The following is a 13509-nucleotide window of genomic DNA, read 5'->3' as shown; positions in this document are numbered from 1 at the left end:
GCGGCCTGGCGCCAGCCCGCTACACGACGCCCGGTTCCTGCGGCGCCGGCGTCGTGCCGGCGGCCTCGAGCGCCTGATGCAGCGTCGGGAAAACGCGCGACGCGCCGACGACGCCGGTGATCCCGTGACGATCCATGTCCGCGCGCAGGTAGCGATTGACGCGCCCGAACAGCACGCCGATCCCGCGTGCGTGCAGCATCCGGACGAGCTCGACCAGCGTCCGCGCGGCCGAATAGTCGACGTCGGTGATCGCGCCCGCATCGACGACGAACCAGCGCGTCGGCACCGGTGCCGCATCGACGAGCTCCGTCACTTCGGCGGCGAACCGATGGTCGTTCGCGAAGAACAGGTCGGCGCCGAACCGGTAGACGATCAGCCCGGGCGCCGTCATCGCGCCGCGCCGCGTGGGCACCGGCTGCCACCGGCCATTGCCTTCGACGGGTTCGAGCACCATCGTGTGCGGCTGGTAGCTGTGGCGCACGTGCCGCAGCAGCGACAGCGCGACGGCCAGCAGAATGCCGTGCTCGACGCCGACCGTCACGACGGCCGCGGCCGTCACCAGCGCGAGCGTGAATTCGCCGGGGCTTTCCTTGCGAATCGCGGCGAGGCTGCGCACGTTGATCAGCCCGAGCGCGATCGTGAACACGATGCCGGCCAGCACCGCATGCGGCAGGTATTGCAGATACGTGCTGAAGAACAGCAGGACCCCCGCCACCACGGCCGCGAACGCGAGATGCCCGATCTGGCTGCGCACGCCCGCGCCGTCGGCCATCGCCGTCTGCGTCGGGCTGCCGTTGACGACGAACGCGCCGCCCACCGCCGCAGCCGCATTCGCGGCCGCGAGGCCGAGGATGTCGGCGTTGGTGTCGACGTCCTCGCCATACTGCTGCGCGAACACGCGCGCGGCCGCCGCGCTCTGCGCGATGATCATCACGAAGCAGGACGCTGCGACCGGCACGAGATCGAGGCACTGCTGCCACGTGACGGACGGCCAGCGCAACGGCGGCAACCCGCCAGCAACCGGCCCGAGCACCGCGATGCCGTGCGCGGCGAATCCGAACGCGGCGCTTGCCGCGATGCTGCCCGCGACCGCGATCATCGGCATCGGCACGCGCGGCAGATACCGCTTGCACGCGAGAATCGCGACGACGACGAGCGCCGCGAGCGCGAACGTCGGCCGGTTCGTGTGGACGAGATGCGTGACGACGTAGTCAAGCTGCGCCAGGCTGCGCGACGCCGGGTACGGCACGGCCAGCCCGAGCATGTCGCCGAGCATCGCGATCGACACCTGCACGCCGACGCCGGCAAGAAAGCCGACCAGCACCGTGCGCGACAGGAAATCGGCGAGGAAACCGAGCTTGAAGATACGCGCGAGCAGCAGCATCGCGGCGGTCAGCAGCGCGACCATGCCGGCCAGCGCCACGTAGTCGGCGCTGCCGGGCGGCGCCATCGACGACAGCCGACTCGCGAAGATCGTCGCGGTCGCGGAATCGGCGGCCACCACCAGATGCCGCGACGCGCCGAAGCACGCGAACGCGACGAGCGGCAGGAACACCGTATAGAGGCCCGTGACGGCCGGCATGCCGGCAATGCGCGCATAGCCGAGCACCTGCGGGACGTCCATCGACGCGAGCGAAATGCCCGCGAAGATGTCGCGAACGGCCCCGCCACGGCGGATCGGGAGGATGCCTTGCAGCAGCCGCACGCGCGACGGGCGCGTTTCGTTGGAATCTTGCATGCGTGAATTGCGTGAATTCGGGGTGACGGGGTTCGCGAAGCCGTTCGCGCATCGTGCCCGGCGCAGGCATCGCGGGGCAAGTGCGCGAAGAACGCGCGTGTCGCTCACCGTCGGCGCATGGGCCGCGCAACGACGAACGGCGCGCCGACGATCGTTGCGACGCCCGCATGATTGCACGGATCGCCGGTCGCGCGCATCGAAACGCGACGGCCCGCGCTGGCGGCATCGCGCCGGGGTCGGGCCGGCGTGCGGCGCATCCTGCAACGTGCTCGTACGACCGCTTGCGGTGAAGCGTTTTCATCGCCGCCCCTCACCTCGTTACAGAGGATACCTGCATAACGGTGAGAAGATTCGGGAGCCGCGCACCCCGCGTTCACGACAACGCGCATGGAACCCGATGGCACAATCACGGTCCCTTTCATGTGCCCTTCACCGGGCGCGCGCCGCGCCGCGGCGCCGATTCAACGCATCAGAAGGACCCTGCTTGCCCCTATGACCCTGAACGAATCCTGGTTTGCGCCGCTCGTCGGTACCCTCGTCCTGCTCGCCGCCGCCGGCGCGATCACCACCGTCGTCCATTTCCTGCTGTTCCGCGTGGTCGCGCGCGTCGCGCGCCGCTCCGCCACACGCGTCGACGACGCGCTGTTCGAGTTCGGCGCATTCAAGTGGCTGAACCGCATCGTCCCGTTCGTCGTGATCAAGCTCGGGCTCGGCGCGGTGCCCGGCATCCCGGTCGGGGCCGCGCAGGCTGCCGACAAGGTGCTGTTCGCGCTGATCGTGTTCCTCGTGACGATGACCGTCAGTGCGACGCTCTCGGCGCTCGAACATACGCATCGCACTTACCAGCGCGATCAGCACGACCAGCCGCGCCTGTCGCTGAAAGGCGCGATGCAGCTCGTCAAGCTCGTGATGTTCATCACGGCCGCGCTCGTCGTGATCGGCGACGCGACCGGCAAGCAGATCGGCCTGCTGCTGTCCGGCATCGGTGCGATGTCGGCGGTGCTGATGCTGATCTTCAAGGACACGCTGCTCGGCCTCGTCGCCGGCGTGCAGCTGTCGTCGAACGACATGCTGCGGATCGGCGACTGGATCACAATGCCGTCGGCTGGCGCGGACGGCACCGTGATCGACATCACGCTGAACACCGTGAAGGTCGCGAACTTCGACCACACGATCATCACGGTGCCCACGTGGAAGCTGATCACCGAGAGCTATCAGAACTGGCGCGGGATGACCGAAGCCGGTGGCCGCCGCATCAAGCGCGCGCTGTTCGTCGACGCGACGAGCGTGCGCTTTCTGACCGACGACGAAATCGAACGGCTCGAACGCCTGACGCTGCTGAAGGATTATCTCGAGGACAAGGTCGATGCGATCGCGCAGTGGAACGGCACGCTCGGCGCGGCCGGCAACTGCGCGGCGAACCGCCGCCAGCTGACGAACCTCGGCACGTTCCGCGCGTACGTCGCGAACTACCTGAACGGCCATCCGCGCATCCGCCGCGACATGACCTGCATGGCACGGCAACTGCCGCTCACGGCCGAAGGCATTCCGCTCGAACTGTACTGCTTCACCGACACGACGACCTGGGTCGACTACGAAGCCATCCAGGCCGACCTGTTCGACCACCTGATCGCCGTGCTGCCGGAATTCGGGCTGCGCGTGTACCAGCATCCGTCGGGCTTCGACATGCGGCAGATGGTCGGCGCCGCGCAAACCGCGCTGCCGGCGCCGCACGCGGGTTGACGCAGGCGGGGCGGCCGGTGAGCGGCCGCCGCGCTGGCCTCAGCGCGCCGCGCACTCCGACGCGAGCCGGCCGAGCACTTTCAACGCTTCCTCGATCTGGCGCGACCACGGATAACTGTAGTTGAGCCGGATGAAATGCCGGTAATCGGTGCCGGCCGAGAACATGTGCCCGGGCCCGACCGTGATCCGCTGCGCGAGCGCGAGCGCATACAGCTTCATCGCGTCGACCTGCGGCGGCAGCTCGACCCACAGCACGTAACCGCCCTGCGGCTGCGACAGCCGCGTGCCTTCCGGAAAGAAACGCCGCACCATCGCGCTCATCAGGCTCGCCTGCTGCGCGTACTGCTTGCGCATGCGCCGCAGGTGGAAATCGTAGCCGTCGTGTTTCAGGTACTCGGCAATCGCGAGCTGCTCGATCGCGGGCGTCGCGAGCGTGTTCAGGAATTTCAGCTTCTCGACCTGGTCGCGGTAGCGGCCCGGCATCGCCCAGCCGATCCGGTAGCGCGGCGACAGGCTCTTCGTGAACGACGCGCAATGCAGCACGAGCCCGTCGCGGTCGAACGACTTCAGCGCGCTCGGCGTCGTGTCGCCGAAGTGAAGCTCGTGATAGACGTCGCTCTCGATCGCCGGCACGCCGTGCTTCGCCAGCAGTTCGACGAGCGCGCGCTTGCGTTCATCGGGCATCTGGAAGCCGAGCGGATTCTGGAAGTTCGGCATCACCATGCACGCGGCGATGCGCTCGCGCTCGAGCACCCGTTCGAGCGCGTCGAGATCGATGCCGTCGCCCGGGTGCGTCGCGATTTCCAGCGCACGCATGCCCATCCGCTCGATCGCGTGCAGCATCGCGTAGAAGGTAGGCGACTCCACCGCGATCGTGTCGCCCGGTTTCGCGACGGCCTGGAGGCACAGGTTGATCGCCTCGGTCGCGCCGATCGTCATCACGATCTCGCCGGGTTCGACCGCGATCCCGCGCTCCGCATAACGCCGCGCGATCTGGCGGATCAGTTCCTGGTTGCCCGGCGGCAGATCGTCGATCACGCCCCAGCGCGTGCGACGGCGGCCGATCGTCTGCGCATAGCGTGCGAGACGCTGCACCGGAAACTGCGACGCATCGGGATACGGCGAACCGAGCGGCACCGCGTCGTCGCGCGCGATCGAGCGCAGCGTCGACAGCACCAGCCGGCTCACGTCCACCGCCGACGGCTCGGCGGTCGGCGCCGACGTGTGCAGCTCGGCCTCGGCCGGCGCCGCGGCGCGTGCGCGGACGAAATAGCCCGATTGCGGCCGGCTTTCGATCAGCCCGCGGCTTTCCAGCACGAGGTACGCGCGCAGCACGGTCGTGACGCTGAGCTGCTGCTGCCGGCTCGCCTGCCGCACCGACGGAATCCGCTCGCCGGGCCGGTACACGCCGCGCTCGATCTGCGCGTGGAGCTCGTCGGCCAGTTGTTCGTAACGCTTCACGCGCCTCCCTTTCAACTTCCCTTCAACGATACAGTTGCGATCCGTACTGCCTGAATGGCCGAAACTGTACTCTTTTTTGAAGTGAACAGGTGTACACACAGCCGGACGGGGGCCGCGCGTACTCTGCAGCCATCGACCCCGACACCCGCATCATGAAAAAGAAATCCGCCACCGCGCGCATCGAACCGTACACCCACCCGGCCGCCGGCTGGGGTGCGCTCAAGGCCGTCACGATCAATCTGATCAAGGAAAAGGTCGCCGGCGGCAACTACCGCACGCTGCTGCGCCAGAACCAGCCGGACGGCTTCGACTGCCCGGGCTGCGCGTGGCCCGACCGCCAGCACGCATCGACGTTCGAATTCTGCGAAAACGGCGTGAAGGCCGTGGCCGCCGAAGCGACGAGCAAGCGCGTGACGCCCGAATTCTTCGCCGCGCACACGGTCGCCGAGCTGCTCGAACAGTCGGACTTCGAACTCGAACAGCACGGCCGGCTCACCGATCCGATGGTGTACGACGCGCAGACCGACCGCTACGTCCCGATCGCGTGGGACGACGCGTTCGCGCTGATCGCGCGCCACCTGCGCGCGCTGCCCGACCCGAACCAGGCCGCGTTCTACACGTCCGGCCGCGCGAGCAACGAGGCGGCGTTCCTGTACCAGCTGCTGGTGCGGCTCTACGGCACGAACAACTTCCCCGACTGCTCGAACATGTGCCACGAGGCGACGAGCCGCGGGCTGCCGGCGTCGGTCGGCGTCGGCAAGGGCACCGTCACGCTCGACGATTTCGAGCACGCGGACACGCTGCTGATCTTCGGCCAGAACCCGGCCACCAACCATCCGCGGATGATGGGCGAGCTGCGCGAATGCGCGAAGCGCGGCGCGACGATCGTGTCGATCAACCCGCTGAAGGAGCGCGGCCTCGAACGCTTCGCCGATCCGCAAAGCCCGCTGGAAATGCTGACGATGTCGGGCACGAAGATCGCGTCGACGTTCATCCAGCCGACGATCGGCGGCGATTTCGCGCTGATCAAGGGGATCGCGAAGCGCGTGCTCGAACTCGACGACGCCGCGCGCGCCGCCGGCACGCCGCGCGTGCTCGACACCGCGTTCATCGACGAACACACGGCCGGCTTCGACGCGTTCGCCGACGATCTGCGCGACGAAAGCTGGTCCGCGCTGACGGCCGAAAGCGGCGTGCCGTACGAGCAGATCGACGGCCTCGCGCAGCTTTATGCGCGCAGCGAACGCGTGATCGCGACGTGGGGGATGGGCATCACGCAGCACAAGCATTCGGTCGCGACCGTGCAGATGCTGACGAACCTGATGCTGATGCGCGGCAACATCGGCCGCCCCGGCGCCGGCCTGTGCCCGGTGCGCGGCCACTCGAACGTGCAGGGCAACCGCACGGTCGGCATCGAGGAGAAGCCGTCGCATGCGTTCCTCGACCGGCTCGGCCGCGTGTTCGATTTCGAGCCGCCGCGCCACCACGGCTACGACGTCGTCGAGACGATCGAAGCGATGCTCGACGGCCGTGTGAAGGTGCTGATCGGCCTCGGCGGCAACTTCGCGATGGCGACGCCCGACACGCCGCGCACGTGGGAAGGCATGCGCCGCTGCGACCTGTCGGTGCACATCACGACGAAGCTGAACCGCAGCCACCTGATCCACGGCCGCGACGCGCTGATCCTGCCGACGCTCGGCCGCACCGAGATCGACCTGCAGGACAACGTCGCGCAAGGCGTGACGGTCGAGGATTCGATGAGCATGGTCCACGTGTCGTACGGGATGAACAAGCCGGCGTCGCCGAACCTGATGTCGGAGCCCGCGATCGTCGCGCACATCGGCCACGCGCTGTTCGGCAGCGGCAAGATCGACTGGCTCGCGTACAAGGACGACTACGCGAAGATCCGCGACGCGATCGAGGCGACGCTCGACGGCTTCTACGACTACAACACGCGCATCGCGCGGCCGGGCGGCTTCCATCTGCGGGTGGCGTCGCGCGACCGCGAGTGGCTCACGCCGACGGGCAAGGCGAACTTCATCGCGCACGCGCTGCCGGCCGACACGCCGATCCAGCGCGCCCGCGCGCTGCACGGCGAACGGCTGATGACGCTGATGACCACGCGTTCGCACGACCAGTACAACACGACCGTCTACGGGCTCGACGACCGCTATCGCGGCGTGTTCGGCCAGCGCCGCGTGGTGTTCGCGAACCGCGACGATCTCGCGATGCTCGGCCTGAAGGCCGGCGAATGGGTCGACATGGAAACCGTGTGGCACGACGGCATCGCGCGGCGCGCGGACGGCTTCCTGCTCGTCGAATACGACATCCCGCGCGGCTGCATCGGCGCGTACTACCCGGAAACCAACCCGCTCGTGCCGCTCGACAGCGTCGGCGACGTGTGCAACACGCCGACGTCGAAGTCGATTCCCGTGCTGCTGCATCGCGCGGCCGCGCCGGCGTCTCTCGCCGCCTGACGGAGCACGGCGATGATCGTTCGGCCGCGCGAGCACTGGCTGCGGATGCTGCTCGTCTGGAACGGTTCGGTACTGCCGACCATCCTGCCGCAGCTCCTGCTGACGCTTGCGATCAGCCTGGTCGCGGTATGGGGCGGCGGCCGCGTGCTCGGCGAGAAGGTGCCGCTGAACCCGACGCCGTTCACGCTGATCGGCCTCACGCTCGCGATCTTCGCCGGGTTCCGCAACAACGCGAGCTACGAACGCTATCGCGAGGGCCGGCAGCTGTGGGGCGGCGTGCTGACCGCGACGCGCACGCTGGTGTCGCAGGCGCTCTGCTACGGCGCGATCGATCGCGACGAGGCCGCGCAGCGCGCGTTCGTGCGCAAGGTCGTCGCGTTCGTCCATGCGCTCAAGCATCAGCTGCGCGGCACCGATCCGCACGCGGACCTGCGCGGGCTGCTCGACGGCGCGACCTGCGCGCGCATCGCCGCGTCCCGCTTCCGCCCGATCGTCATCGTGCACGAACTGCGCGAAGCGTTCGCCGCGCGCGCCGATGCGGGCCGCCTCGCCGACACGCGCCTGTGGATGCTCGACGCGCGCCTCGACGAGCTGGTGGCGATGGTGAGCGGCTGCGAGCGCATCGCGTCGACGCCGATCCCGTTCTCCTACGACGTGCTGCTGCACCGGACGATCTATGCGTACTGCGTGCTGCTGCCGTTCGGCCTCGTCGATTCGATCGGCGCGGCGACGCCGTTCGTCAGCGTGTTCGTCGCCTATACGCTGATCGCGCTCGACGCGATCGCGCATGCGATCGCCGAACCGTTCGGCGACGGGCCGAACCATCTCGCCCTCGATGCGATGACGCGCCAGATCGAGCGCACGCTGCTCGAACTGAACCGCGAGCCGCTGCCGGCGGAAGTGACGCCCGTCAACGCGTATCACCTCAGCTGACGGGCGGGCCGCCGCCCGCGCGCGTCAGTCGCGCCGTCAGTCGTCGCGGCCGCTCAGAAAGCCGTCGTGCGCGGCCGCCGTATCCGCGATCGTTCTCAGCAACACCGCCCCGCGCAGCAGCGCGCGGCCATCGTCGCTGTCGACCTCGGTCACGCGCCGCAGCAGCACCCGGGCCGCCGCATGGCCGGCCCGCGCGAGCCGCGCGAAATCCGCGTGCCCGACCCGCCCCCGCACCACCGCGACCGCACGGCGCGCCGCCGGCTCGCGGGTTGCAAGCGCGGCCAGCGCCAGCAGGCTGTCGCCGATCGTCCAGGCCGCGAGCAGGTCGCGCACGTCGCGTTCGATCAGCGCGGCCGGCAGACGGCCCGCGAACCCGAGTTCGCGTCCGATACGATCGGCCGTGCGGCTCAGCCACGCGCTCGCTTGCCAAGCCCGCGGATTGCGCGCGATCCGCGCGAGGTCGTCGCGCACCGCGCGATGCAGGCGCCGCCGGCTCGTGCCGGCGTCGCCGGGAAACACGAGCGCGAACACCAGCGCGCCGAACGCGATGCCGAGCAGCGTCGCGAGCGCCGAATTAAGAAAGGCGGCGTCGCCGATGCGCGCGGTATTGTCCGGCGACGTGAAATTCCAGAAGAAGATCGAGAAGCCGCTACCGATGCCGGCCGTGCGCGGATTGCGCATCGCGATACCGGTGCCGATCATGAACACGCCGAGGATGGTCGCGAGCATCTCGAAGCCCGACACGGCCGGCAGCAGCACGAAATTGCAGAGCGCGCCCGCGACCGCCGCGCAGCCCGCGCCTTTCAGGAAACCGAGCGTGGCACCGACCGAGTTCGGGCGCGTCGAGAACAGCGCGCAGACCACGCCCGTGATCGCGACGAACCCGGCGCCCGACGGCCACGCGGTGACGATCCACAGCGCTGCCGCGATCAGCACCGCGACGAACGCGCGAAGCCCGTTGTGGCACGCGAGCACCGGATCGCGGTGAAACGCATAGCGCACGCGCGACGCTGGCGGATCCGGCCGCGCCAGTTGCGCCTGGCCCGCATACGCGGCGTCGAACCCGGCGACGAGCGCCGCCAGCCGGTCGAGCGTGAGCAGGCGCGACGGGTCCGAGCCGGCCGGCTCCGCGGCCCCGGCGCGCATCGCGTCGTCCACGCGCGCACGCAATGCGGCCAGCGCCGCACCCGCGTCGCCCCGCGCGGCCACGCCGTCGAGCACCTGAGCGGTATCGGCGATCAACGGGTCCGGCGTGCCGCCGCTGCGCGCCGCGTGCTCGTGCAGCGCCTGCCCGGCGGCCTGCGCGGACAGCACGCCGAGCACCGCCGCACGGAGATGGCCGATCGCATTGCGCACCGACGGCTCGCCCGCGGCCGCATACTCGGCTGCCGTGTCGAGTGCGAGCGCCTCCACGAACAGCCGGTGCACGGCCGCGCCGTTCGGCTCGCGGCGCAGCGCGCCCGCGCCGACGGCCACCGCGCGGTCGAGATAGCGCGCGAGCCGCGTGCGGACGTCGGCCAGCGGCGAGCCCGGCGCGAACACCGTCTCGAACGCCGCGCCGCACAGGATGCCGACCACCACGTACAGGAATCGCGCGGTCGCGATGTCGAATGCGTGCAGCGGCGCGGCCACCGCGTCCATCGCGATGATCGCCGCCGTATAGCCGGCGAGCACCGCCGCATACGCACGAAAATTGCGCAGGAAGGTCGCGACGCCCGCGCACAGGCCGATCCACGCGGCGAGCGCCGGCAGGAACAGCTCCGGCGTCTGCGCGAATGCGCCGGTCAGCACGAGCGCGACGACCGCGCCGATCGCGGTGCCGAGAATCCGGTACTGGCTCTTCGACAACCCCATTCCGCGGCTGCCCTGCGCGACGATCCACACCGTCGACGCGGCCCACTTCGGGTCGTCGAGATTCATCCGGAACGCGATGTAGAGCGCGAGCAGCGACGCCGCCGTGTTGCGCAACGCGAAGCCGACGGCGCCGGGCGGCAGCGCGGGCCACGTGTCGCGCAGCGCGGTGCGCACGGCCGCGAGCGGCGGCAGGGAGGGCAAGGCGAATTTCATCCGGCGAGCATACGGGCGCGCGCCGCCGCCACTAAGAGGCTCGGACAGGATGCGTTATTGCACCGGGCAGGATAATCGCCGCCGCATGAAGCGATTCGGCCGGCGCAGGTAAGATGCGCGCACACCGAACACGGAAGCACCCCGTATGGATTTCGAAAGCATCCGGATATTCCTGCGCGTGGTCGAGCGCGGCAACTTCACCGCCGCCGCCACGCATCTCGACATGCCGCTCAGCCGCGTGAGCCGCAAGGTCAAGCAGCTCGAGGACGACCTCGGCGTCCAGCTGCTGTACCGGACCACGCGCCGCGTCTCCGTCACCGAGGCCGGACGCGACTACTACGAGCGCTGCCTGCGCGCCGAGGACATCCTGCTCGACGCGGACCGTCAGGCCCGTGCGCTGCGCACGGCGCCGGAGGGCACGCTGCGCGTGCTGGTGCCCTACTCGATCGGCCTGTTCGAACTGGAGCCGGCACTCGCCGAGTTCCGCCGGCGCTACCCGCTGGTCCAGCTCGTGCTGATCTACGACAACAGCGCGCTCGATCTCGTCGAGCACGGCTTCGACGTCGCGCTGCGCGCGGGCGTGCTGACCGACTCCAGCTACATCGCGCGCTCGCTCGGCTGGTCGCAGGCGAAGCTCGCCGCGAGCCCCGCCTATCTCGACCGCGCCGGCCGGCCCGCCACGCCGCAGGATCTCGCGCAACACGACCTGCTGCTGGTCGGCCGCGACGCGCCCGGGCTGACGCTGCGGCTCACCAACGCGGCCGGCGACGTGGCCGACGTGCCGGTGCGGCCGGTGCTGATCACCAACGAATCGGTGACGGTGCTCCGCCAGGCCGCGAGCGGCGGCGGCATCGCACTCGTCTCGACGCACTACACGGCCCGCCGGCTCGAACGGAACGAACTCGAAATCGTGCTGCCCGACTGGCACCGCAGCGACGACGTCGAGCTGCACGTGCTGTATCCGCGACGCGCGACCCTCGACAGCAAGGTGCGCGCGTTCGTCGATTTCCTCGCGGAAGTGTTCACCGCATGGCGAACCGCGCCGTAACCGGTGCGGTTCGCCCACCGATTATTGCGCGACGCGAAATCGATTAATGAGCCGCCCCGTGTTGATGGCGGCTCGCCACATCGTTAGCCTGTCGCGATGCACAACGACTCCACACGCAACGGCAGCCGCCTGAGCGCTGCCCGCAGGCGCGTCACGCGCGTCCCGCCTTCCTGACCGGCCGCATCCAGCCTCGCGAAGCCCGCCACGGCTTCGTGCTTCCGATCGAGCAGCACGTTGCGCGCGTCGGCCCCGGTACCGGGCCGCGTCACGCGCCGTGCCCCTTTCCGTCCAGCCGCCCGAGCGCGCGTGCGCCGCGTTGCCGCGTGCACGCGCGTGCGCGGCGGCGCGTGCCCGCCGCAACCGGCGGCCCGCATCCGTCCCTACCGTTCGCAGGAAACCCATGTCCGCTCCGTCCTCTTCAGCGCCGCTATCGGGCGGCCGCCTCGCGATCGGCACGATCGCGGTATCGCTCGCGATGTTCATGAACGTGCTCGATTCGTCGATCGCGAACGTCGCCATCCCGACGATCTCGGGCGACCTCGGCGTGTCGGTCGACGAAGGCACGTGGGTGATCACGATCTTCGCGGCCGCGAACGCGGTGTCGATTCCGTTGACGGGTTGGCTCACGCAGCGCTTCGGCCAGGTGCGCCTGTTCGTCACGGCGATCCTGCTGTTCGTGTTCGCGTCGTGGCTGTGCGGGATCGCGCCGAACCTGCCGACGCTGCTCGCCGCGCGAATCCTGCAGGGCGCGGTGGCAGGCCCGCTCGCGCCGCTGTCGCAGGCGCTGCTGCTCGGCGCGTGGCCGCGGCAGAAATCGTCGACCGCGCTCGCGCTGTGGTCGATGACGGCGCTCGTCGGCCCGATCGCGGGGCCGTCGCTCGGCGGCTGGATCACGTACGACTACAACTGGTCGTGGATCTTCTACATCAACATCCCGGTCGGCTTCTTCGCGGCGGCCGTCACGTGGCTCGTGTTCCGCGACCGCGAATCGGCGACGAAACGCATGCCGATCGACACCGTCGGCCTGCTGCTGCTCGTGCTGTGGGTCGCATCGCTGCAGATCATGCTCGACAAGGGCAAGGATCTCGACTGGTTCAACTCGCCCGTCGTCGTCGCGCTCGGCATCGTCGCGCTGATCGGCTTCGCGTTCTTCCTCGTGTGGGAACTGTACGAGGCCAACCCGATCGTCGACCTGCGGCTCTTCACGCAGCGCAACTTCGCGGGCGGCACGATCGCGATCTCGGTCGCGTACGGGATGTTCTTCGGCACGCTCGTATTGCTGCCGCAGTGGATGCAAGGCTACCTCGGCTACCGCGCGGTCGACTCGGGGCTCGCCACCGCGCCGCTCGGGGTGTTCGCGATCCTGCTCACGCCGGTCATGGGGCGCCTGCTGCCGCGCACCGATCCGCGCTACATCGCGACGCTCGCGTTCGTCGGCTTCGCGGTCGTGTTCATGATGCGCACGACGTTCTACACCGACGTGTCGCGCTGGGATCTCGTGCTGCCGACGCTGCTGCAGGGCATCCCGATGGCGATGTTCTTCGTGCCGCTGACGTCGATCATCCTGTCCGGGCTGCCGCCTGAAAAGATCCCGGCCGCCGCCGGCCTGTCGAATTTCGGCCGCACGTTCTGCGGCGCGGTGGGCACGTCGCTGATCAGCAACGCGTGGAACGACCGCACGATCCTGCATCACGCGCGGCTCACCGAACAGGCGAGCGTCACCAACCCGATCTTCGCGCAGCAGGTCGACACGACGCGTTCGCTGCTGCACCTGAGCCCCGATTCGGCGCTCGCGTTCTTCAACGCGTCGGTCGATTCGCAGGCGGCCGTAATGGGATTGAACGACATCTTCTACGTGTCGGCGATCATCTTCGTCGCGATCATTCCGCTCATCTGGATCACGAAGCCGACACGCTCGGGCGGCGGCGATGCCGATGCGGCGGCGGCCGGCGCGCATTGATCCGCCCGCGCGACCACCGGCCCCCGCGCCGCACACGCCGGGGCCCGCGCCGTTTTCCGCAGACGTAATAAAGACTTGCAAT

General features: G+C 69.3%; 8 protein-coding genes. 5 read left to right on the top strand and 3 right to left on the bottom strand.

Annotated elements, in window-relative coordinates:
• Positions 1 to 19: 19 nt before the first annotated feature.
• The gene (locus tag HWX08_RS02835) at positions 20 to 1738 is read right to left on the bottom strand and encodes a SulP family inorganic anion transporter (RefSeq protein ID WP_174921763.1); all 1719 of its coding nucleotides are present in this window, start codon (positions 1736 to 1738) and stop codon (positions 20 to 22) included.
• A 492-nt stretch (positions 1739 to 2230) separates the two neighbouring features.
• Here HWX08_RS02835 and HWX08_RS02830 point away from each other — a divergent pair, with 492 nt between their 5' ends.
• Entirely contained in the window at positions 2231 to 3481 is a 1251-nt protein-coding gene (locus HWX08_RS02830) for a mechanosensitive ion channel family protein (protein ID WP_174921762.1), read from the top strand.
• 39 nt (positions 3482 to 3520) lie between these two features.
• Here the strand turns inward: HWX08_RS02830 and HWX08_RS02825 are convergent, their stop codons facing one another.
• A complete protein-coding gene (locus tag HWX08_RS02825) occupies positions 3521 to 4942 on the bottom strand; it encodes an aminotransferase-like domain-containing protein (protein WP_107313755.1) in 1422 nt (473 codons plus the stop codon).
• 152 nt (positions 4943 to 5094) lie between these two features.
• Between HWX08_RS02825 and HWX08_RS02820 the strand changes: the two genes are divergently transcribed.
• Entirely contained in the window at positions 5095 to 7419 is a 2325-nt protein-coding gene (locus HWX08_RS02820) for an FdhF/YdeP family oxidoreductase (protein ID WP_174921761.1), read from the top strand.
• Between the two features lie 12 nt (positions 7420 to 7431).
• On the top strand, positions 7432 to 8352 hold the full coding sequence (locus tag HWX08_RS02815) for a bestrophin family protein (RefSeq protein WP_174921760.1): 921 nt from the start codon (positions 7432 to 7434) through the stop codon (positions 8350 to 8352).
• Positions 8353 to 8388: 36 nt separating this feature from the next.
• Here HWX08_RS02815 and HWX08_RS02810 read toward each other — a convergent pair whose 3' ends face one another.
• Positions 8389 to 10419, bottom strand: a complete 2031-nt coding sequence (locus HWX08_RS02810) for an FUSC family protein (RefSeq protein WP_174921759.1) — start codon at positions 10417 to 10419, stop codon at positions 8389 to 8391.
• 145 nt (positions 10420 to 10564) lie between these two features.
• On the opposite strand from HWX08_RS02810, the gene HWX08_RS02805 reads away from it, so the two are divergent.
• Positions 10565 to 11467: a LysR family transcriptional regulator gene (locus tag HWX08_RS02805; RefSeq protein WP_107313573.1), complete on the top strand. Its 903-nt coding sequence runs from the start codon at positions 10565 to 10567 to the stop codon at positions 11465 to 11467.
• A gap of 400 nt (positions 11468 to 11867) precedes the next feature.
• A complete protein-coding gene (locus HWX08_RS02800) occupies positions 11868 to 13427 on the top strand; it encodes a DHA2 family efflux MFS transporter permease subunit (protein ID WP_174921758.1) in 1560 nt (519 codons plus the stop codon).
• The last annotated feature ends 82 nt before the right edge of the window (positions 13428 to 13509 follow it).

The organism is Burkholderia metallica, from assembly GCF_902832845.1.
Classification (GTDB): Bacteria; Pseudomonadota; Gammaproteobacteria; order Burkholderiales; family Burkholderiaceae; genus Burkholderia; species Burkholderia metallica.
This window is presented reverse-complemented; position numbering and strand designations above follow the sequence as displayed.